We start from the raw sequence: 21,230 nt of genomic DNA on the forward strand, positions 1-21,230 counted from the left end.
GCCGCCCCCCGGCGTACCGGGAAGGCGGCCCTCGGCTGCCGTTCCGTACCGCTTACTTGCGGATCAGGCTGCGCAGCACGTACTGCATGATGCCGCCGTTGCGGTAGTAGTCGGCCTCACCGGGGGTGTCGATCCGGACGACCGCGTCGAACTCGACGCCCGTGTCGGTGGTGACCTTGACCGTGCGCGGGGTGGTGCCGTTGTTGAGCTCCTCGACACCGGTGAAGGAGAAGGTCTCCTCGCCGGTCAGACCGAGGGACTCGGCGGTGGCGCCCTCCGGGAACTGGAGCGGGAGGACGCCCATGCCGATGAGGTTCGAGCGGTGGATGCGCTCGTACGACTCGGCGATGACGGCCTTCACGCCGAGCAGCGCGGTGCCCTTGGCGGCCCAGTCGCGGGACGAGCCGGAGCCGTACTCCTTGCCGGCCAGGACGACCAGCGGGATGCCCTGCTCGATGTAGTTGCGGGAGGCGTCGTAGATGAACGCCACCGGCGCGTCGGCCTGGGTGAAGTCGCGGGTGTAGCCGCCCTCGGTGCCCGGCGCGATCTGGTTGCGCAGGCGGATGTTGGCGAACGTGCCGCGGATCATGACCTCGTGGTTGCCTCGGCGGGAGCCGTAGCTGTTGAAGTCACGACGCTCCACACCGTGCTCGGTGAGGTACTTGCCGGCCGGGGTGTCGGCCTTGATGGCGCCGGCGGGCGAGATGTGGTCGGTGGTGACCGAGTCGCCGAGCTTGGCGAGGACGCGGGCGCCGGCGATGTCGGTGACCGGGGACGGCTCGTGCTGCATGCCCTCGAAGTAGGGGGGCTTGCGGACGTAGGTCGACTCGGCGTCCCACTCGAAGGTGTTGCCGGTCGGGACCGGGAGGGACTGCCACTGGGCGTCACCGGCGAAGACGTCGGCGTAGGACTTGTTGAACATGTCCTCGCCGATCGCGTTGGCGACGACGTCGTTGACCTCGGCCTCGGTCGGCCAGATGTCCGACAGGTAGACCGGCTTGCCGTCCTGGTCGGTGCCGAGGGCATCCTTGGTGATGTCCACCTTCATGGAGCCCGCGAGCGCGTAGGCGACCACCAGCGGCGGGGAGGCCAGGTAGTTCATCTTGACGTCGGGGTTGATCCGGCCCTCGAAGTTGCGGTTGCCGGAGAGGACCGAGGTCACGGCCAGGTCGTGGTCGTTGACGGCCTTGGAGACCTCCTCCGGCAGCGGGCCGGAGTTGCCGATGCAGGTGGTGCAGCCGTAGCCGACGAGGTTGAAGCCGACCTTGTCGAGGTAGGGGGTCAGGCCCGCCTTCTCGAAGTAGTCGGTGACGACCTTGGAACCCGGGGCGAGGGTGGTCTTGACCCAGGGCTTGCGGGTCAGGCCCTTCTCCACGGCCTTCTTCGCGACGAGCGCGGCGGCGACCATGACGTACGGGTTCGAGGTGTTGGTGCAGGAGGTGATGGCCGCGACGGTGACCGCGCCGTGGTCGATCTCGTACGTGGTGCCGTCGGGGGCCGTCACGGTGACCGGGTTGGTCGGGACGCCGTTGGTGGTGGCCGGGGCGTCGGAGGCCGGGAAGGACTCCTTGCCCGCCTCGTCGGCGGTGTCCACGTAGTTGCGGACGTCGGTCTTGAACTGCTCGGCGGCGTTGGCGAGGACGATACGGTCCTGCGGGCGCTTCGGGCCGGCGATGGAGGGGACGACCGTGGAGAGGTCCAGCTCCAGCTTCTCGGAGAAGTCGGGCTCGGCCTTCGGGTCCAGCCAGAGGCCCTGCTCCTTGGCGTACGCCTCGACGAGCGCGACCTGCTGGTCGGAGCGGCCGGTGAGGCGCAGGTAGTTCAGGGTCTCGTCGTCGATCGGGAAGATCGCGGCGGTGGAGCCGAACTCGGGCGACATGTTGCCGATGGTGGCGCGGTTGGCGAGGGAGGTGGCGGCCACGCCCTCGCCGTAGAACTCGACGAACTTGCCGACGACGCCGTGCTTGCGCAGCATCTCGGTGATCGTGAGGACGAGGTCCGTGGCGGTGGTGCCGGGCTTCAGCTCACCGGTCAGCTTGAAGCCGACGACGCGCGGGATGAGCATGGAGACCGGCTGGCCGAGCATCGCGGCCTCGGCCTCGATGCCGCCGACGCCCCAGCCGAGGACGCCGAGGCCGTTGACCATGGTGGTGTGCGAGTCGGTGCCGACCAGGGTGTCGGGGTAGGCCTGCCCGCCCCGGACCATCACCGTGCGGGCCAGGTGCTCGATGTTCACCTGGTGGACGATGCCGGTGCCCGGGGGGACGACCTTGAACTCGTCGAACGCGGTCTGGCCCCAGCGCAGGAACTGGTAGCGCTCCTTGTTGCGGCCGTACTCCAGCTCGACGTTCTGCTTGAAGGCGTCGTTGGTGCCGAACTTGTCGGCGATGACGGAGTGGTCGATGACCAGCTCGGCCGGGGCCAGCGGGTTGATCTTCGCCGGGTCGCCGCCCAGCTCCTTGACGGCCTCACGCATGGTGGCGAGGTCCACGACACACGGGACACCGGTGAAGTCCTGCATGATCACGCGGGCCGGCGTGAACTGGATCTCCTGGCTGGGCTGGGCCTGCGAGTCCCAGCCGCCGAGGGCGCGGATGTGGTCGGCGGTGATGTTCGCGCCGTCCTCCGTGCGGAGCAGGTTCTCCAGCAGCACCTTCAGGCTGTACGGAAGGCGAGCCGAGCCTTCCACCTTGTCCAGCCGGAAGATCTCGTACGACTCGTCGCCCACCTGCAGCGTGCTGCGGGCGTCGAAGCTGTTCGCCGACACGACAGTCTCCTTCATTGATGTGCGCGTACCACCACGATCCTGCCGCCACGCCGACTTGGCCGATCCACTAAGGTAAGGCTAAGTTAGGTAACCCTCACTGGGGTGGCGGTCACGGTGCGCCTGGCAGATATCTCGATGTCGAGATAACTCTAGTACACGGGGGCCGGATGGTCATGCCCGGACCGCCGTCCGACGGAGTTTCGGGACCCACACTCGCCCGAAACTTCCGCATACGGCGACACACCGGACATTCCGATCCTCGACCAGCCCTGCCACGGGGCCCCGCTGACAGCCCGTCACCCGAACGGCCCCCCTGCCGGGCACCATCTCATATCTGAGATAACCTCGGCCTCATGTCAGACGACTACCTCGTACGCATCGGCAAGCTCATCCGTGACGCCCGGCAACACCGCGGCTGGACACAGGCGCAGCTGGCGGAGGCGCTCGGCACCAGTCAGAGCGCTGTCAACCGCATCGAGCGCGGCAATCAAAACATCAGCCTTGAGATGATCGCCCGAATCGGTGAAGCCCTGGACAGCGAGATCGTCTCACTGGGCTACGCGGGCCCGATGCATCTGCGGGTGGTCGGCGGTCGCCGGCTGTCCGGCGCGATCGACGTGAAGACCAGCAAGAACGCGTGCGTGGCCCTGCTGTGCGCCTCACTGCTCAACAAGGGGCGCACGGTGCTGCGCCGGGTGGCCCGGATCGAGGAGGTGTACCGCCTGCTGGAGGTGCTCAACTCCATCGGCGTGCGCACCCGCTGGATCAACGACGGCGTCGACCTGGAACTGGTGCCGCCGGCCGACCTCGACATGGCGTCGATCGACGCCGAGGCCGCCGTACGCACCCGCTCGATCATCATGTTCTTCGGTCCGCTGCTGCACCGCATGGACCACTTCAAGCTGCCGTACGCCGGCGGCTGCGACCTCGGCACCCGGACCATCGAGCCGCACATGATCGCGCTGCGCCGGTTCGGCCTGGACATCGCGGCGACCGAGGGGCAGTACCACGCGCAGGTCGACCGCGCGATCCGCCCGGACCGCCCGATCGTGCTGACCGAGCGCGGCGACACGGTGACCGAGAACGCGCTGCTGGCCGCCGCCCGCCACGACGGCGTCACCGTCATCCGCAACGCGTCCTCCAACTACATGGTCCAGGACCTCTGCTTCTTCCTGGAGGCGCTGGGCGTCAAGGTCGAGGGCATCGGCACGACCACGCTGACCGTGCACGGCGTCCCGAACATCGACGTGGACGTGGACTACTCCCCCTCCGAGGACCCGGTCGAGGCGATGAGCCTGCTGGCCGCGGCGGTGGTGACGGAGTCGGAGCTGACGGTGCGCCGCGTCCCCATCGAGTTCCTGGAGATCGAGCTGGCGGTCCTGGAGGAGATGGGGCTCGACCACGACCGCAGCCCCGAGTACTTCGCGGACAACGGCCGTACCCGCCTGATCGACCTCACGGTCCGCCCCTCCAAGCTGGAGGCGCCGATCGACAAGATCCACCCGATGCCGTTCCCGGGCCTGAACATCGACAACGTCCCGTTCTTCGCGGCCATCGCGGCGGTCGCGCAGGGCAAGACCCTGATCCACGACTGGGTCTACGACAACCGCGCGATCTATCTGACCGACCTGAACCGCCTCGGCGGCCGTCTGCAACTCCTCGACCCGCACCGGGTCCTGGTCGAGGGCCCGACCCGCTGGCGCGCCGCCGAGATGATGTGCCCGCCGGCACTGCGCCCGGCCGTCGTCGTCCTCCTCGCCATGATGGCCGCCGAGGGCACCTCCGTACTGCGCAACGTGTACGTCATCAACCGCGGTTACGAGGACCTCGCGGAGCGCCTGAACACCATCGGGGCACAGATCGAGATCTTCCGCGACATCTGACGCGCGCGCGTGCCGCCGCGCCCCTCCTGAGGGGTGCGGCGGCACGCGTCGGGGTCACCAGGTGTGGGCTACGTCCACCACGAGGTGGTTGGCGGTCTGGAAGACGCGGAACGGGAGGCGGGCGCGGACGCCGAGTCCGGCCTGGGTGTAGCCCTCGGAGCCGCCGGTGATCTTGAATTCGCGGAAGGTCCGGTACCCGGTGACGTCGACGGACGGAAGCGGCGGGTAGGGCGTTCCGGTCGCCGGGTCGTAGCGCGGGGCGAACAGCGAGATCTCCAGGATGGCTCCGCCCTTGATCGGGATCACGGCGTCGCTCGGGTCCTGGTGCAGTACGTCGACGTAGCGGACGGTGTAGCCGATCGGGTCGGCCGACGTGCCCTGGGCGTCGAAGACCAGGCGGTCGTAGCACTCGTGCTGTCCGGTCCGTACGTCGGTCAGCCGCCTGGAGGCGGTGGAGTCGCCGGTCTTGGCCAGGCTTCCCCATGTCACGGCGCAGTCCACCGCCGTCGGCGCGGCCACCGCCGGAACCGTGCCGGCCAGCAGGCCGCCACCCGCCAGCATCATCGCGACCAGTGCCGTACCTGTTCGTCCCATCCGTCGCATGGCTACCCCCCGGTAGTTCGCGTAGGTGTGTGTTTGTTCAGACCCGCGGCTTTCCAGAAGGTTGTGCGGCAGAGAGCAGTTCTTCGCGGTACGACGCCATGGTTCTCCATGCCGTACAGAACCGAGAGTTTTCACCCTAATCTTGCAAGCCGGAGAAGGGGACCGACGGAGGGAACCGCATGAAGGTCGGCATCACCGAGGTCGCGGACCGGGCGCAGGTCAGCGAGGCCACGGTCAGCCGGGTCGTCAACCGGCGCCAGGGGGTGTCGCGCAAGACCCGTGAGGCGGTCGAGCGGGCCATGGCCGACCTGGGGTACGAGCGGCAGACGCGGGGCCAACTCGTCGCGATCATCACCGAGTTGGTCTCCAACCCGTTCTTCGCCGACATGTGCGAGCGGATCGAGTCCACGCTCGCCCCGCACGGTCTCAAGACGATCCTGTGCCCCTGCTTCCCCGGCGGAGTGCAGGAGCCGGACTACCTGACCTCCCTCGCCGACCGGGGTGTCGCCGCCGTCGTCTTCCTCTCCGCCAGCAACACGATCGAGGACGCGGACCCCGAGGCGTACGAACTGCTGCGCACCCGCAGGATTCCGTTCGTCGGGATCAACGGCCAGTTCGAGGGCGGATACGACGCCCCGGTCTTCTCCACCGACGACCTGCTGGCCGCCGAACTCGCCGTCGACCACCTGTACCGGCTCGGGCACCGCCGTATCGGCATGGCCTCGGGCCCGGTCGGCAACCGTCCGGCCGACCGCCGGGTCGACGGCTTCGTCGCCTCGCTCGCCCGGCGCGGCATCGCGGATCCGGAGCAGTGGGTGGTCCGGCAGTCGTACACCGTCGAGGGCGGCCAGTCCGCCGCGCTCTCGCTGCTCGGCCGCGGGGCCACTGCCGTCGTCGCCGCCAGCGACTACATGGCCCTGGGCGCGATCCGCGGCGCCCGGAGGCAGGGGTACGACGTCCCGGGGGACGTCTCGGTCGTCGGCTACGACGGCTCCCTGATCATGGACTTCGTCGATCCGCCGCTCACCACGGTCCGCCAGCCGGCCGACCGGCTCGCCCCCGAGGTGGCCCGCAGCGTCCTCGCGCTGCTGGGCAACCGTGAGGTCCCCGTCGGCGAACTCCTCTTCGATCCCGAGCTGGTGATCCGGGCGAGCACCGCGCCGCCGAAGGCGGAGTGAGGAGCCGGACCGCTCCCCCGGCGGGCGGGCGCGGCGATGGTCAAGACTGCGTCACGTGATCTCGGCGGCTGAGAGGGCGGGAGCCGGTCCACGTACTAGGGAGGCGAGTGACCGCGACTCCCGACGAAGGGCACCTCCTTGATCTCGCGACGCATCGTCCTGAGCCTCGCCGCAGGGCTCGCCGCCACCTGCCTGCTGGGGGCGTGCGGTTCGTCCGGCGGCACCGGTACCGCCGGGGCCGCCGCCCCGGTCACGCCGGCCACGTCGGCCCCCGCGACCTCCGCCACCTCCGCTCCGGCCGCGACCGGCAGCACCGGCTCCGGGAGCGGGCAGTCGGGCACGACGGCCGGGGTGACGGCGGTGGCGGCGCAGGGTATCGGCAGCATCGTCACCGACGACCAGGGGCTCACCCTCTACCGCTACGACAAGGACGAGCCGAACCCCTCCAAGTGGACGTGTTCCGGGGCGTGCACGAAGACCTGGATCCCGGTGATCGTGCAGGACTCGGTGCGGACCACGGGAGTGGAGAAGAGCCTCCTCGGCACGGTGCACCGCAACGGCCTGACCCAGCTCACGCTCTCCGGCTGGCCGCTCTACCGGTACGTCGGCGACACGGCGGCCGGACAGGTCAACGGCCAGGGGAAGGACGGCGCGTGGTACGCCGTCACCCCGTCCGGACAGAAGTCGACCGCGACGGGCTGACGCCCGCGGCCCGAGGGCTGCGGCACGACCGCGGCGGCTCGATCGCCTCGGCACGATGACCGCGGGGGACGTCACACCGTCGGTTCCCCGCGGAAACTCCCCGGTGCGAGCAGGGACTTCCAGGACCTGTTCCGCTTGAACGGTGTCTCGAAGACCTTCGCGAACAGCCACGCCCCGAGCACGGAGACCGGCAGGGCCACGGCGAGCGTGAAGCAGAAGGTGGGCAGTCCGCGCGCGACGAAGTGCGGGGCCACCCGGCGGATCACGGCCAGGACGATCGGCAGGTGGATCAGGTAGAGGCTGTAGGAGAAGCCGCCGAGGCGGTGCACGGGGCGGGCGGTCAGGAGCCGGACGAGAACGGCGGGACGGCCGGTGGCGACGGCGGCGAGCAGCATCGTCATGGCGGGGGCGATGGCGAGGTCGATCCAGAAGTAGTGGTTCACCGTCCAGACGGAGCCCCGGAGGACGCCGAGGGCCAGCACGGGCAGTGCGGCGAGGGCGGCGAGCCATCCCCACGGCAGGCGGCGGATCCGGTCCGACGCGGTGACGATGCCCGCGCCGATCACCCCCGCGGCGAACACGGGGGCGAGGTGCGGGGCGAGCCAGTTGTCGCCCTCCACCGGGTTCGCGTGCGCCGCCAGCAGCCCGCGGGCGACCACCGGAAGCGTCACGCACACGGCCAGGACCACGGCACCCCGGCGCCGGCGGAGGAACAGGAGGAGGGGGAAGAGCAGATAGAGCTCGGCCTCCACGCCTATCGACCAGAACGCGCCGTTCGGCGTCGGGGCGGTGAACACGTCCTGGGCGACAAGGCCGTACACCAAGGCCGTCGCGCCGGTGGGCGGCCCGAAGTGCGAGGCCGGTACGACGAACCACGAGACGGCCAGGCTCAGGGCCAGTGCGGCCCAGTACGGGGGCAGGATCCGCCAGGCGCGGCGCCTCAGGAACTCGCCGACGCCGGTCAGCCGCCAGCCGTGGCGCGCCGGGGAGATCGCCAGGGAGAACCCGGACAGCACCAGGAAGAAGACGACGGCCAGGCGCCCGAACATCAGCCCGTCGAGCCAGAAGGGCGCCGAACTGTCCGGGTAGCCCGGGAAGGTGTACAGCCAGCAGTGGAAGAGGACCACATAGAGCGCCGCCAGGCCGCGGAGCCCGTCCAGGCCGGCCACCTGCCGGGGGACGCGCGCCGCGCTCTCCGCCTCCTCCCGGAGTACCGGGGGTGCCAGGTCGAGGGCGCTGCCGCCCGGGCGACTCGAATCCACGGAAATCGTCCGACCCCTCTTCCGGGCAGCACCGCGCCGTCCACGTCGACTGGTACGTGGCCTGCGGTCCGGCTGTTCAACGGCCGGTCAGGTCCGCGTGGCGGTCCCGCTGCTCCGGCGGGGCGCCGGCCAGGTCGCGTTCGAGGGCGTCGAGGGCCTGGCGGGCCGCCGCGATGCGGGCGAGGAGGAGCGGGCCGTCGGCCGGGGCGGCGGCCGGGCGGGAGGCCTCGGCCGTCTCCTGCTCCATCTCCCGGGCCTCGTCGAGGGAGGTGATGACCACGCCTATCAGGACGTTGACCAGGACGAAGGAGGCGATGAGGACGTACGAGGCGTAGTAGACGAGGCTCCAGCGGGAGATCTCCAGGCCCGCGTGGACCGCGTCGCCGATGCCGTCCAGGGTCATCAGGAGGAAGAGGGTGAGGACGGCGCGGCCGATGGAGCCGTAGTGCCCGGGGTCGTGGCGGCCGAAGAAGACCCAGCCCACCATCGCGTACACGTACAGCAGCAGCGCGCCGACCAGCAGGAAGCTCAGTGTGCCGGGCAGGCTGCGGGCCACCGCGACCAGCACGATCCGCAGTTGGGGCAGGAAGCGGGCGGTGCGCAGCACCCGGGCCAGCCGCAGCAGCCGGAGCACGGTGGCGTTCTCGCGGACGACGGGCAGGAAGGCGCAGAGGACCACGGCGAGGTCGAAGAGGTTCCAGGGATCCTTGAGGAAGTCCCGCGGGCGGTCGGCGTACGCGCCGAGGCGCAGCAGGATCTCGGCCGTGAACGCGGCCAGACAGGCGTGTTCGACGAGCCGCAGCCAGAACTGCCACCGTTCGACCAGGCCGGAGTAGGTCTCCACGCCCAGCAGTACGGCGTTGAGGAGGATCACCGCGAAGACGGTCAGGGCGAACCAGCGGGATTCCGTGACGGCGCGGCACCGCTGTGCCAGGTCCGGACGGACGGATCGTAACTCGACGGCGTTCGTCTGGTCGTACTGCTCCGGCATCGTGGTGCCCTGGCTCCTTGTCGCACGAACACCGCCTTCCGGCCGACTCGGCCGGAAGGCGGGCTGGTCCGGTGATCACTCCCCGGAGGAATTTCTACAGCACTGTAGATCAACCGGCGGCGGAGGCGGTGTCCCGGCGGGAGACGGCGAGGTAGCCGACGAAGCAGACGATGGCGACCGTCCAGGCGAGGGTGACCGGCCCCAGGCCGAGGCCGAGTCCGCTGCGGGCGGGGGTGATCGCCATCCAGTCGGCGAGGGAGGCGCCGAGCGGGCGGGTGATGACGTAGGCCGTCCAGAAGGCGGCCACCGCGTTGAGGGCGCCGGCCCGGTGGGCGATCGCGGGCACGCAGATCGCGGCGGCGAAGAGCACCGCCGAGCCGAGGTAGCCGAGGCCGGCGGTGGCGGTCAGGTCGCCGGCGGCGGTGCCGAGCGCGAAGGTGGCGAGGACGGCCGCCCAGTAGAAGGCCTCGCGGCGCCGGGTGCGGATGCTGTGGATGGACAGGGTCCGTTCGACGGCGTACCAGAGGGCGAAGACCCCGGTCAGCGCGAGGAGGAAGAAGGGCGTGGAGAGCGTGTAGGGCACGCCGAGGCCGACGTGCAGGATGTCGGCGGCCATCGTGCCGAACACGCTGACCATGACGACGGCGGTCCAGTAGACCCAGGCGATGTAGCGGCGGACGGCGAACTGCACGGCCAGCGAGGCCGCGAACGCGACACCGCCGAGGGCGACCGCGGGCACCGGGCCGAGGACGTGGGCGAGCAGGTCCGAGGCGGTCTCGCCCATCCCGGTGGTGAGCACCTTGATGATCCAGAAGTAGACGGTCACTTCCGGCACCTTGTTCGCCATGGCGCGGAGCGGAACACGGGGCGGGTCGTCGAGGAGGTGCTCTGTGGTCATGAGCGGCACGATGACACGGCGGATCCCCGGTGCCACAGAGGCCTTTGCCATTGTTTTGGGGCTTCTGGTGCATGAGTTTCACCGGCGCGCGGCCAACCTGACCGCAACCTGAACACCGCGGCGAATCCCCTGTTCAGGCCGGTCGGCGTGCTGATAGGCAGGAGAGTTTCCGGCCCGGCGGCGGGGCCGTCGGCGCACGGTGTACCGCGCGATCGTCTACAGTGCCAGCAGACGTCTACAGGACTGTAGTCATTCGTGTGACCGTGACCCTGTCGGATCTTCCCAGGAGAGGCCCTCCGACCATGACGACACCGATCACCGCCGCCTCGCAGCTGGCCGTGAACGTACTCGACGCCCATTCCCTGCTGGCGGCCTTCGGCGTGCTGGGCGTCGGGGTGGTGATGTTCGTCGAGACCGGGCTCCTGGTGGGGTTCTTCCTGCCCGGCGACTCCCTGTTGTTCACGGCCGGCCTGCTGTGCACGGGCACCGCCGAGGGGACCGTGCACCTGTCACTGGGCCCGCTGCTCCTCGCGGCCGCGGCGGGCGCGCTGGCCGGGGCGCAGTGCGGATATCTGCTCGGCCGGAAGGCGGGCGCCACCGTGCTCGCCCGCGGCCGTTCGCAGCGGCTGCGCGAGGGCGCGCAACGCGCCGAGGAACTGCTGGAGCGGTACGGCTACGCCAAGGCCATCGTCCTGGCCCGGTTCGTGCCGGTGGTCCGGACGGTGCTCAATCCGCTGGCGGGCGCGCTGGAGGTGCCGGTACGGACGTTCACGCTCTGGCAGGCCGTCGGCGGGCTCGTGTGGAGCGTGGGCCTCACCCTCGCGGGCTACGGGCTGGGTTCGACGATCCCGAACGTCGACCGCTATCTGCTGCCGCTGGTGGCGCTGATCGTGGTCGTGTCGCTGCTCCCGCTGCTCGCCGAGGTGTACCGGGGCCGCCGCACCGCCCGGACCGCCCGGCCCGAGGGCGGGGACAGGTGACCGGGGCGCCGCCCGTACGGCCGGAGGACTGACGGACCGTCATGCCGCACCGGATCCTTGTCGTCGAGGACGATCACGCCCTGCGTGACGTGCTCCGCCGCGGCCTGGCCGAGGAGGGCTTCGAACCGGTGCCCGCCGCCGACGGCGCCACCGCGCTGCGGCTGACCGACCACGGCATCGCCGCCGCCGTCCTGGACGTCGGACTGCCCGACGCGGACGGCCGGGACGTCTGCCAGGCCATGCGCGCGGGCGGTTTCGCCGCCCCGATCATCTTCCTGACGGCCCGCCACGGCCTCACCGACCGGCTGTCCGGGTTCTCCGCCGGGGCCGACGACTATCTGCCCAAGCCGTTCCACCTCGCCGAACTCGTCGCCCGGCTGCGGGCCACGCTCAAGCGGGCCGCCCCGCCGGCCATGGCCAGGGCCGGCGACCTGGTGCTCGACGCCACCCGGCACCGGGCGCGCGTCGGCGCCGTGGACGTCGACCTGTCCCCCACCGAGTTCCGGCTGCTGGCCACCCTCGCCGCCGCGGGCGGCACCCTGGTGAGCCGCCGCGACCTGGTCCGCGCCGCCTGGCCGGACGGGGCCCAGGTCAGCGACAACACCCTCGACCAGTACCTGACCCGGCTGCGCCGCAAGCTGCGCGAGGCGGGCAGCGGCCTGAGCCTGGGCACGGCGCGCGGGATCGGCCACCGGCTCTCATGAACACCCCGCTCCGCCACCTGGCCCCCCGCACCCTGCGCGGCCGGCTCTCGCTCGTGGCGGTGACCATCGCGGCGCTCCTGATCACCGTGCTGACCGTGGCGTTCACCACCGTGATGGACCGGCATCTGCGGCACCAGGCGGACGACGAGCTGCGCACCCGGGCGGCCGCCGTCGCCACGACCGTCGACACCAGCGGCCGGCGGGTACGGATCCTGGACACCGTCAACGACGGCCTCCTCGACGCGAACGCCTGGATCTACACCGGGACCCGCCTCCTGGAGAAACCACCGGCGGCCGCCGCCCCCCTGACCCGGGCCGCCGGCCGGCTCGCCGCGGGACGGCACGACGGCTGTACGACCGTGGAGGCCGCGAACCCCCGCTTCGTCCGGCTCTGCGCCCGCCCCGTGACCGGCCGCCGCAGCACCGCCACCGTCGTCACGGCCCTGGACCTCGCGCCGTACCGCAACTCGGCGGACACCCTGCTGGTGGGGTCCCTGGTCCTGGACGGCGTCATGCTCGCGGGCACCTACGCGCTGACCCGGCTGGCCGTGGGGCGGGCGCTGCGCCCCGTGCGCACCATGACCGACCAGGCCACCGAGTGGAGCGCCGTCGGCTCCGCCGAGCGTTTCGGCGCGGCCCGGCAGCCGGCCGAACTGGCCCGCCTGGGCGCCTCGTTGGACGCGCTCCTCGACCGCATCCGGACGGTGCTGCGGCACGAGCGGCAGCTGACCGGGGAACTCTCCCACGAGCTGCGCACCCCGCTCACCCGGATCATGATCGAGCTCGACTGGTGGCGGGCCCGCCCGCGCTCCGCCGCCGAGACCCGCGCCACCCACGAGGTGATGGCCGAGGCCGCCCGCTCCATGCGGACCATCTGCGACACCCTCCTCGACGACGTCCGCGAGGACGCGCTCGGCGCGGGCACGGCTCCCGGTACCGCCCAGGTCGTCCCGGTGCTGCGCCGGCTGGTCGGGAACCTCGGCCCGCAGGACCGGGTGACGGCCGTCATCGACGTCGGCGATCCGGCGCTGGCGGCGGGCGTCGCCCCCGCCCTCCTCGAACGCATCGTCAGTCCGCTGCTGGCCAACGCGGTCCGGCACGCCCGCGCCACGGTGACCGTGTCCGCGCGACGGCTGCCGGACGGGGTGCGGATCGACGTCACCGACGACGGTCCCGGCGTGCCGGAGGCGTTCCTCGGCGAGCTCTTCCAGCCCGGCCGCCGCGCCGACCGGGACGACGGGCACGACGGCGCGGGCCTCGGGCTGCCGCTCGCCCGGCGCCTGGCCCGCGCCGTCGGCGGCGAGGTGTCCCACGACCCCGGGCACACCGGCGGAGCGCGTTTCCTGGCCGACCTGCCCGCCGGCTGAGCCCGCCGCCCGGCCGGCTCTCAGCCGGCCCTGCGCTCCCGGACCTGCGCATAGGCCATGAGGCCGAGCAGCAGGGCCAGCAGGACGGCCGAGGACCCGGCCGTGCCGAGGTCGAGACCGCCCTTGGCGACCGGCTTGGTCAGGAGGTCGCCCGCGGTGGCGCCGAGCGGGCGGGTGAGGACGAACGCGATCCAGAACAGCAGGACGTTCGGCACCACGGGCACCTTCATCAGGGCCACCAGGACGGCGAGCAGCCCGGTCACCAGGAGCGCGCCGCCCGCGTAGCCGAGGCCGGAGCTGTCGGACAGGAAGTCGCCCATGGAGGTGCCGAGGGTGTTGGAGACGAGGATCGCCGACCAGAACAGGGCCTCGCCGCGGAAGGTGACGATGTCGCGGATCTGGAAGGTCATCCCGCTGAGCCGCCAGACGGCGAAGACGACCAGCAGGATCGAGATGAGGATCGCCGCGCCGGCCGGGTAGCCGAGGCCGAGGCCCTGGGGCCCCCAGCCGAGGGACGTGGCGCCGCCGGACAGGTACTGGGCACTCGCGTCGCGGTTCATGAAGTCGGACATCGTGGTGCCGGCCATGCTGGTCGACAGGATGACCGTCCAGTAGAAGAACGGGTTGTAGCGGCGGGACCTGAGCTGGACGACGAGGGTCACCACGAAGATCAGGAACAGCGCGATCGTGGTGAGGAAGTAGCCCAGCTTCAGGGTCTGGGAGAAGAGGTCGCCGGCCGTCTCGCCGAGGGTGGTCGCGGCGATCTTCATGATCCAGAACGCCAGCGTCACCTCCGGGAGTTTCTTCATCACCGACGTGGCCGTGCCCGGGACATCAGGGTCGGCGAGGACTTCGGACTGTTCCAAGGTGGGGGGTTCCTGTTCAGTTTCCGTCGTACCGCGGGGGGGGGATGACCGCGCGCGGACGGCCACCACGACCGACCTTGGCAGAACCGACCTGAACGCATCCTGAACGGCTTGCGCGGCCACCCGGCCTCTTTGTTGGAACGTCATGACAAAGTCATTGACATCCCCTGGGGGCCGCCCCATAGTACGTGTCACTAGAGCGCGCTAATAAAGCGCTCTAGGGCAGCAGCGGACGTCGGCGGCCGCACCCCTTGGCCGTCGGCACGGAGCTCCGTCCCCGCCCGTGCGCGGTACCCGGCCGGCCACCGGTGCCGCGGTCGCCACCACCGGCGGACCGCTTATCCCCTCCCCGTATATCTCCCGCTCGTTCCGCTCCCCAGAGCCGATCCAGACCGCACAGCGAGGTGCAAGGGACATGCACAGAAACCACCGAGCCGCCGCCATGGCCGCCACCGTTCTCGCGGGCGTCCTGCTCGCCACGGGCTGTTCCAGCAGCTCCGGCGGCAAGAAGTCCGAGAACGGCGGCGCGGCCGCGTCCGCCGGCAAGGCGTCCACGCCCCGCATGACGGTGGCCATGATCACCCACGCCCAGCCCGGCGACACCTTCTGGGACCTGATCCGCAAGGGCGCCGCCGCGGCGGCCGCCAAGGACAACATCAAGCTGGTCTACTCCGCCGACCCGAGCGCCGCCAACCAGGCCAACCTGGTGCAGAACGCGATCGACCAGAAGGTCGACGGCATCGCCCTGACGGCCGCCACGCCCGACGCGCTGAAGTCCGTCATCGGCAAGGCCGAGGCGGCCGGCATCCCCGTCGTCGGCTTCAACTCCGGTGTGGACGCCTGGAAGAAGCTCGGCATGCTCGAGTACTTCGGCCAGGACGAGAACATCGCGGGCCAGGCCTTCGGCGAGCGCCTCAACAAGCTCGGCGCCAAGCACGCCCTGTGTGTCGTGCAGGCCCAGGGCCAGGTCGCCCTGGAAGCCCGCTGCGCGGGTCTGGCCAAGGGATTCAAGGGCAAGACCGACAAGATCTACGTCAACGGCACCGACATGCCCTCGGTCAAGTCCACCATCACCGCCAAGCTCCAGCAGGACTCCTCGATCGACCAGGTCGTCACCCTCGGCGCCCCGATCGCCCTGACCGCCGTCCAGTCCGTCAAGGACGCCGGCAGCAAGGCCAAGATCGCCACCTTCGACCTCAACAAGGACCTGGTGTCCGCCATCCAGGACGGCTCGGTCGAGTTCGCGGTCGACCAGCAGCCGTACCTCCAGGGCTACCTCGCGGTCGACGCCCTGTGGCTGTACAAGAACAACGGCAACTACAGCGGCGGTGGCGCGGCCCCCGTCCTGACCGGCCCCGCGTTCGTCACCAAGGACAACGCCGACACGATCGCCAAGTTCGCCGCCAACGGCACCCGCTGACGATCCGTCAGTGATCAGCGGGCACTCGGGCCGTCCCCTTCGGGGGGCGGCCCGCTCGTGCCGCGTACCACCAGCTTCGGGTCCAGCACCGCCTCGCGCGGCTCCAGTTCGGGGTCCTCCAGCCGCTCCACGGCGAACCGCACCGCGTACTCGGCCATCAGCCCCGCGTCCTGCCGCACGGTGGTGAGGCCGACCGGCATGAGGTGGGAGAGATGGCTGTCGTCGAAGCCGACCACCGAGATGTCCCGGGGGACATCGACACCGGCGCGGGTCATGGCCATCAGCACGCCCATCGCGCACCGGTCGTTGCCCGCCAGCACGGCCGTCGGCAGGGGCAGCCCGCGGTCGCGTTCCGCCAGCAGCAGCCGTCCGGTCTCGATACCGGACCGCTCGGTGTGCTCACCCGGTATCACCCGGATCTCCGGCTCAAGGCCGTGCCGGCGCATCGCGGCCCGGTAGGAGCGCCGCCGCTCGGCCGAGCCGGGACCCCGGCCGCCGTCGATGTGCACGATCCTGCGGTGCCCGAGCTCGGCCAGGTAGTCCATGGCCTGCCGGACGCCCTTGCTCTCGGCACTGTGCACGAAGTCCACCCGGGCCCGCGGCACCCGGCGGCTGACCGACACCGTGACGGCCCGCTGGCCGAGCCCGTCGAGGTAGGCGGGGTCCGTCTCGGGGCCGAGCAGGATCAGCGCCTCGCAGCGGTGGCCGAGCAGCGCCTCGACCGCCTTCTCCTCGCTGCGGCCCTGGGCGGCGGCCGAGAGCAGCACGTCGTAGCCGAGCCGCTCGGCCTCCGGGTAGATGCCCTCGATGAGGTCGGTGTGGAAGGTCTGGTGCACGGTGAACATCACGCCGAGGGTGCGACTGCGCCCGCGGGCCAGCAGCCGGGCCGCGCTGTCGGGCCGGTAACCGATCTCGTCGGCGACCCGCAGCACCCGCTCACGGGTCTCCTGGCTCGCGCCCGGCTGGTTGCGGAACACGATCGACACCAGCGCCCGGGAGACCCCCGCCCTGTCGGCGACGTCGGCCATCGTCGGCCGCCGCCGGCCCGCTGCATCCACCTGAGCACCCACCCTTCGACGGAGCCCCAGCCTAGGCCCTGGGCTCGGCGGCTCCAGGAAATCCCCCGGCAACAAGGTATTGACATGACATTCGGACAGGAGTCATCGTACTCGCACTAGAGCGCGCTAGTAGAGCGCAGCAGCCGCCTCACGGCAGAACTCTCCGTCCCCTCTCCCCGAAGGACACACCATGGCGACGGCGCCATCCCCCCTCCGCACCACCGTGGGCAACCTGTGCCTCGGCTCCGCGCCCGACTCCTGGGGCGTCTGGTTCCCGGAGGACGAGCACCAGGTCCCGTACACCCGCTTCCTCGACGAGCTGAAGCAGGCCGGCTACGAGTGGTTCGAGCTCGGGCCGTACGGCTACCTGCCCACCGACCCGCGGCGGCTGAAGGAGGAGCTCGGCGCCCGTGGGCTCAAGGTCTCCGGCGGCACCGCGTTCGGCGCGCTGCACCGCCCCGGGGCCTGGGACGAGATGCTCGCCCACGTCCGCCAGGTGGCCGCGCTGACCCAGGCCGCCGGCGCGCACCACCTGGTCCTCATCCCGCCGATGTACCGGGACGAGAAGACCGGCGCGTTCACCGAGTCGCCCGAGCTGACCGCCGAGCAGTGGGCGGGCTTCGGCAAGGCCGCCGACCGGCTGGGCCGGCTGCTGCTCGACGAGTACGACGTACGGCTCGTCGTCCACCCGCACGCGGACAGCCACATCCAGACCCAGCCGGAGATCGAGCGGCTGCTGAACGAGTCCGACGGCCGGTACACGAACCTGTGCCTGGACACCGGGCACGTGGCCTACGGCGGCGGTGACAACGTCGACCTGATCCGCCGCTTCGGCGAGCGCGTCGGCTATGTCCACATCAAGCAGATGGACCCGGAGGTGCTCGCCCAGGTCGCGGCCGAGGACCTCGGGTTCGGCGAGGCCGTGAAGCGGGGCGTGTGCGTGTCGCCGCCGGCCGGTGTGCCGGACCCGGCCGACGTGGTGGCGGAGCTGGCGAAGCTCGACGCCGAGCTGTTCGTGATCGTCGAGCAGGACCTCTACCCGTGCGCCCCCGAGGTGCCGCTGCCCATCGCCACCAGCACGCGCGCGTACCTGAACGGCCACGGCCTGTCCGGTACTCGGCGCCCCGCCCTGAACCCGAACCGGTAGGAGGCGGCCGATGAACGTCAGGGACGACACGATCCAGGCCACCGCCGCCGTCGCCGACCAGCCCTCCGCGGCGGTCTCCCGGCGGCTGCGGCTCATCACGATCATCGCCACCTTCGGCGGTCTGCTCTTCGGCTACGACACCGGTGTCATCAACGGTGCCCTGCCCTACATGAGCAAGGACCTCGGGCTGAACTCGGTCACCGAGGGCATGGTCACCAGCTCGCTGCTGCTGGGTGCCGCGCTCGGCGCGGTGGCCGGCGGCCGCCTCTCGGACGCGCGGGGCCGCCGCCGTACGATCCTCACCCTCGCGGTGCTGTTCTTCGTCGGCGCGCTCGGCGCCACCCTCGCACCGACCACCGCGGTCATGATCGTGGCCCGCTTCGTGCTCGGCCTCGCGGTCGGCGGCGCCTCGGTGACCGTGCCCGTCTACCTCGCGGAGATCTCCCCCGCCGAGCGGCGCGGCGCCCTGGTCACCCGTAACGAACTGATGATCGTCAGCGGTCAGTTGCTGGCCTTCACCTCCAACGCGGTCATCGCGAACGTGGGCAGCGAGTCCGGTGGCATCTGGCGCTGGATGCTGGTGATCGCCACCGTCCCGGCCGTGGTGCTCTGGTTCGGCATGCTCGTCATGCCCGAGAGCCCCCGCTGGCTGGCCTCCCAGACCCGGTTCACCGAGGCGCTGGACGTCCTGAGGCAGGTCCGCTCCCGGCAGCGGGCCGAGGCCGAGCTGGCCGAGGTCTCCGCGCTCGCCGTGAAGGAGGAGCAGGAGAAGCTCGGCGGCTGGCAGGACATGCGGAACACGCCGTGGCTGCGCAAGCTGATGCTCGTCGGCTTCGGCATCGCGATCGTGCAGCAGATCACCGGCGTCAACACGATCATGTACTACGGCACGCAGATCCTCTCGGACGCCGGTTTCGCCTCGGACACCGCGCTGACCGCGAACATCGCCAACGGGGTGATCTCGGTGCTGGCCACCTTCGTCGGCATCTGGCTGCTGGGACGGGTCGACCGCCGTCCGATGCTGATGACCGGTCAGATCGGTACGACGGCCGCCCTGTTGCTGATCGGCGTGTTCTCGCTGGTGCTGCCGACGGGCGACGGGCGGGCCTACGCCGTGCTCGCCATGACGGTCACCTTCCTCGCCTTCCAGCAGGGCGCGATCTCCCCGGTGACCTGGCTGATGCTCTCGGAGATCTTCCCGATGCGGATGCGCGGCTTCGGGATGGGCGTCGCGGCCGTGGTGCTGTGGCTGACCAACTTCGTGATCGGGCTGGTCTTCCCGTCGCTGGTCGCCGCGATCGGGATCTCCAACACGTTCTTCCTGTTCGTCGTGGCGGGGATCTTCTCGCTCACCTTCGTGAAGCTCTACGTCCCCGAGACCAAGGGCCGCACCCTCGAAACCCTCGAAGCCGAGCTCCGCGCACGCTTCTCCTGACCACATGAAGGAATCACCATGACTGTTCGAGTAGGAGTGATCGGCGCCGGCTGGATCGGCAAGGAGCACATCCGGCGCCTCACCCACACCGTCACCGGCGCCCGGGTCACCGCGGTCACCGACATCGACCCGGCCCGCGCCGCCGAGGCCGCCGGACCGGTCGGCGCCCGGGTGCTGCCCGACGGCGCCGCCGTGGTCGCGGCGGACGACGTGGACGCCGTCCTCGTCACCTCCTGGGGCCCCACCCATGCCGAGCACGTCCTGAACGCGATCGCCGCCGGGAAGCCGGTGTTCTGCGAGAAGCCGCTCGCGACGACCGCGGAGGACTGTCTGCGCATCGTCGAGGCGGAGACGGCGCACGGCCGCCGCCTGGTCCAGGTCGGTTTCATGCGCCGCTACGACGCCGGGTACCGCCAGATGAAGCAGGTCATCGAGGCGGGGACGATCGGCGAGCCGCTGATCGTGCACTGCGCCCACCGCAACCCGACCGTCCCGGAGTCGTACACCTCCGAGATGGCCTCGCTGGACACGGCGGTGCACGAGGTCGACGTGCTGCGCTGGCTCCTCGACGACGAGATCGTCTCCACCCAGGTGATCACGCCGCGTGCGACGAGCAAGCGGTTCGCGCACCTCAAGGACCCGCAGATCATCCTCTTCGAGACCGCCAAGGGCGTCCGTATCGACCTGGAGGTCTTCGTCAACTGCCAGTACGGCTACGACATCCAGTGCGAGGCGGTGGGTGAGGAGGGCCTGGTCCGGCTCCCCGACCCCGCCGCGGTCGGCGTCCGCACCGCCGGCCGGCACAGCACCGAGGTCCTCACCGACTGGGTCGGCCGGTTCCGGGACGCCTTCGACACCGAGTTCCGCGAGTGGATCACCAGCCTCGCCACCGGCGACGAGCCCACCGGCCCCTCCGCCTGGGACGGCTACGCCGCCACCGTCATCACCGCCGCGACCGTCGAGGCCCTGGAGTCCGGCAGCGTCGTCGCCACCGACATCAAGCCCCGCCCGGCCTTCTACGGAGGCACCGCGTGAAGATCGCCCTCGACCCGTACATGTTCCGCGCCCTGCCGATCGACGACATGGTGCGCACGGTGGCCGAACTCGGCTACGAGTACATCGAGTTGTCGCCGCGCGACGACTTCATGCCGTTCTTCCTGCACCCGCGCGCGGACGACGAGCGGATCGCGGAGCTGAAGAACTCCCTGCGCACGCACGGGGTGCGGCTGTCCTCGGTGCTGCCGCTGTACAAGTGGTCCTCCCCGGACGAGGCCGAGCGGCAGGCTGCCGTCCGCTACTGGAAGCGGATGATCGAGATCACGGCGGACCTCGAATGCCCGCTGATGAACAGTGAGTTCAACGGGCGCCCGGAGCGGGCGGCGGAGAGCGAGGCGGCCTTCTGGCGCTCCCTTGAGGAACTCCTCCCCCTCTTCGAGCGCGAGGGCATCGCCCTCAACCTGGAGGCGCACCCGGATGACTTCTGCGAGGAGAACACCCCCGCGGTGGACCTGGTCCGCGCGATCAACAAGCCGTGGGTGAACTACCTCTACTGCGCCCCGCACTCCTTCCACCTGTCGGGCGCCGACCCGACGGCGGACGTCGCGGCGATGATGCGGTACGCCGGGGACAAGCTCCGGCATGTGCACATCGCGGACTCCTTCAACCACAAGGGCTCCAGCGGGCTGCGCTACATCCTCAACCCGCCCGGCACCGCGGCCCGGATCCACCAGCACCTGGACATCGGCCAGGGCGAGGTCGACTGGAACGCGTTCTTCGGCACCCTGCGCGAGCTGGACTTCGACGGGGTCGCCACGGCGTGTGTCTTCGCCTGGGAGGAGCGGGCGCGCGAGTCCTCTGCGTTCATGCTGGACCGGATCAGGAAGGGGCTCGCGGCGTAGGAGTTGCGCTGGGAGTGTTGTTCGGCTGCGGCGCCGTCGTGGCTGGTCGCGCCCACGCGGCGGTAGCCGCA

General features: G+C 70.8%; 18 protein-coding genes. 11 read left to right on the forward strand and 7 right to left on the reverse strand.

What is annotated here, in order from left to right:
- Positions 1 to 52: 52 nt before the first annotated feature.
- On the reverse strand, positions 53 to 2,767 hold the full coding sequence (acnA, locus tag ACIPSJ_RS35245) for an aconitate hydratase AcnA (RefSeq protein ID WP_401351906.1): 2,715 nt from the start codon (positions 2,765 to 2,767) through the stop codon (positions 53 to 55).
- A gap of 353 nt (positions 2,768 to 3,120) precedes the next feature.
- Here acnA and ACIPSJ_RS35250 point away from each other — a divergent pair, with 353 nt between their 5' ends.
- A complete protein-coding gene (locus ACIPSJ_RS35250) occupies positions 3,121 to 4,650 on the forward strand; it encodes a helix-turn-helix domain-containing protein (RefSeq protein ID WP_401351909.1) in 1,530 nt (509 codons plus the stop codon).
- 54 nt (positions 4,651 to 4,704) lie between these two features.
- On the opposite strand, the gene ACIPSJ_RS35255 is transcribed toward ACIPSJ_RS35250, so the two are convergent.
- A complete protein-coding gene (locus tag ACIPSJ_RS35255) occupies positions 4,705 to 5,244 on the reverse strand; it encodes a hypothetical protein (protein ID WP_355724211.1) in 540 nt (179 codons plus the stop codon).
- 188 nt (positions 5,245 to 5,432) lie between these two features.
- Here ACIPSJ_RS35255 and ACIPSJ_RS35260 point away from each other — a divergent pair, with 188 nt between their 5' ends.
- Both ACIPSJ_RS35260 and ACIPSJ_RS35265 read left to right on the forward strand, forming a co-directional pair.
- Positions 5,433 to 6,431 carry a LacI family DNA-binding transcriptional regulator gene (locus ACIPSJ_RS35260; RefSeq protein ID WP_359217226.1) on the forward strand — a complete coding sequence of 333 codons (999 nt, stop codon included), beginning with the start codon at positions 5,433 to 5,435 and terminating at the stop codon, positions 6,429 to 6,431.
- 138 nt (positions 6,432 to 6,569) lie between these two features.
- Complete coding sequence (locus tag ACIPSJ_RS35265) at positions 6,570 to 7,133, forward strand: hypothetical protein (protein ID WP_401351913.1); 564 nt, start codon at positions 6,570 to 6,572, stop codon at positions 7,131 to 7,133.
- A 71-nt stretch (positions 7,134 to 7,204) separates the two neighbouring features.
- On the opposite strand, the gene ACIPSJ_RS35270 is transcribed toward ACIPSJ_RS35265, so the two are convergent.
- The 3 genes from ACIPSJ_RS35270 to ACIPSJ_RS35280 all read right to left on the reverse strand — a co-directional run bounded on the left by ACIPSJ_RS35270 (position 7,205) and on the right by ACIPSJ_RS35280 (position 10,284).
- The gene (locus ACIPSJ_RS35270; protein ID WP_401351916.1) at positions 7,205 to 8,395 is read right to left on the reverse strand and encodes an acyltransferase family protein; all 1,191 of its coding nucleotides are present in this window, start codon (positions 8,393 to 8,395) and stop codon (positions 7,205 to 7,207) included.
- Between the two features lie 76 nt (positions 8,396 to 8,471).
- Positions 8,472 to 9,386 carry an ion transporter gene (locus tag ACIPSJ_RS35275; RefSeq protein WP_401351919.1) on the reverse strand — a complete coding sequence of 305 codons (915 nt, stop codon included), beginning with the start codon at positions 9,384 to 9,386 and terminating at the stop codon, positions 8,472 to 8,474.
- Positions 9,387 to 9,495: 109 nt separating this feature from the next.
- The gene (locus tag ACIPSJ_RS35280) at positions 9,496 to 10,284 is read right to left on the reverse strand and encodes a hypothetical protein (RefSeq protein WP_401351921.1); all 789 of its coding nucleotides are present in this window, start codon (positions 10,282 to 10,284) and stop codon (positions 9,496 to 9,498) included.
- A gap of 302 nt (positions 10,285 to 10,586) precedes the next feature.
- Here ACIPSJ_RS35280 and ACIPSJ_RS35285 point away from each other — a divergent pair, with 302 nt between their 5' ends.
- Genes ACIPSJ_RS35285 through ACIPSJ_RS35295 form a run of 3 tightly spaced genes read left to right on the forward strand, consistent with a single transcriptional unit; the run spans position 10,587 to position 13,335 of the window.
- Positions 10,587 to 11,264 (forward strand): DedA family protein, encoded by a 678-nt coding sequence (locus ACIPSJ_RS35285; protein WP_401351923.1) that lies wholly within the window; start codon positions 10,587 to 10,589, stop codon positions 11,262 to 11,264.
- 41 nt (positions 11,265 to 11,305) lie between these two features.
- Entirely contained in the window at positions 11,306 to 11,968 is a 663-nt protein-coding gene (locus tag ACIPSJ_RS35290) for a response regulator transcription factor (RefSeq protein ID WP_359217244.1), read from the forward strand.
- Positions 11,965 to 13,335, forward strand: a complete 1,371-nt coding sequence (locus ACIPSJ_RS35295) for a sensor histidine kinase (protein WP_401351926.1) — start codon at positions 11,965 to 11,967, stop codon at positions 13,333 to 13,335. The genes ACIPSJ_RS35290 and ACIPSJ_RS35295 overlap by 4 nt, the downstream gene beginning before the upstream one ends.
- 20 nt (positions 13,336 to 13,355) lie before the next feature.
- On the opposite strand, the gene ACIPSJ_RS35300 is transcribed toward ACIPSJ_RS35295, so the two are convergent.
- Positions 13,356 to 14,201, reverse strand: coding sequence for a hypothetical protein (locus ACIPSJ_RS35300; protein WP_359217250.1), 846 nt, complete (start codon positions 14,199 to 14,201; stop codon positions 13,356 to 13,358).
- A gap of 415 nt (positions 14,202 to 14,616) precedes the next feature.
- Between ACIPSJ_RS35300 and ACIPSJ_RS35305 the strand changes: the two genes are divergently transcribed.
- Positions 14,617 to 15,621 carry a substrate-binding domain-containing protein gene (locus ACIPSJ_RS35305; RefSeq protein ID WP_401351929.1) on the forward strand — a complete coding sequence of 335 codons (1,005 nt, stop codon included), beginning with the start codon at positions 14,617 to 14,619 and terminating at the stop codon, positions 15,619 to 15,621.
- Positions 15,622 to 15,635: 14 nt separating this feature from the next.
- On the opposite strand, the gene ACIPSJ_RS35310 is transcribed toward ACIPSJ_RS35305, so the two are convergent.
- Positions 15,636 to 16,649, reverse strand: coding sequence for a LacI family DNA-binding transcriptional regulator (locus ACIPSJ_RS35310; protein ID WP_401352513.1), 1,014 nt, complete (start codon positions 16,647 to 16,649; stop codon positions 15,636 to 15,638).
- Positions 16,650 to 16,869: 220 nt separating this feature from the next.
- On the opposite strand from ACIPSJ_RS35310, the gene ACIPSJ_RS35315 reads away from it, so the two are divergent.
- From ACIPSJ_RS35315 to ACIPSJ_RS35330, 4 genes are read left to right on the forward strand one after another with little or no spacing between them, the layout of a single operon-like run.
- The gene (locus tag ACIPSJ_RS35315) at positions 16,870 to 17,826 is read left to right on the forward strand and encodes a TIM barrel protein (RefSeq protein ID WP_401351932.1); all 957 of its coding nucleotides are present in this window, start codon (positions 16,870 to 16,872) and stop codon (positions 17,824 to 17,826) included.
- A gap of 10 nt (positions 17,827 to 17,836) precedes the next feature.
- On the forward strand, positions 17,837 to 19,261 hold the full coding sequence (locus tag ACIPSJ_RS35320; protein ID WP_359217258.1) for a sugar porter family MFS transporter: 1,425 nt from the start codon (positions 17,837 to 17,839) through the stop codon (positions 19,259 to 19,261).
- Between the two features lie 18 nt (positions 19,262 to 19,279).
- The gene (locus ACIPSJ_RS35325) at positions 19,280 to 20,296 is read left to right on the forward strand and encodes a Gfo/Idh/MocA family oxidoreductase (protein WP_401351935.1); all 1,017 of its coding nucleotides are present in this window, start codon (positions 19,280 to 19,282) and stop codon (positions 20,294 to 20,296) included.
- The gene (locus tag ACIPSJ_RS35330; protein ID WP_359217264.1) at positions 20,293 to 21,159 is read left to right on the forward strand and encodes a sugar phosphate isomerase/epimerase; all 867 of its coding nucleotides are present in this window, start codon (positions 20,293 to 20,295) and stop codon (positions 21,157 to 21,159) included. The genes ACIPSJ_RS35325 and ACIPSJ_RS35330 overlap by 4 nt, the downstream gene beginning before the upstream one ends.
- Positions 21,160 to 21,230: the final 71 nt, after the last annotated feature.

The organism is Streptomyces sp. NPDC090088 (assembly GCF_044747345.1).
Lineage (GTDB): Bacteria > Actinomycetota > Actinomycetes > Streptomycetales > Streptomycetaceae > Streptomyces.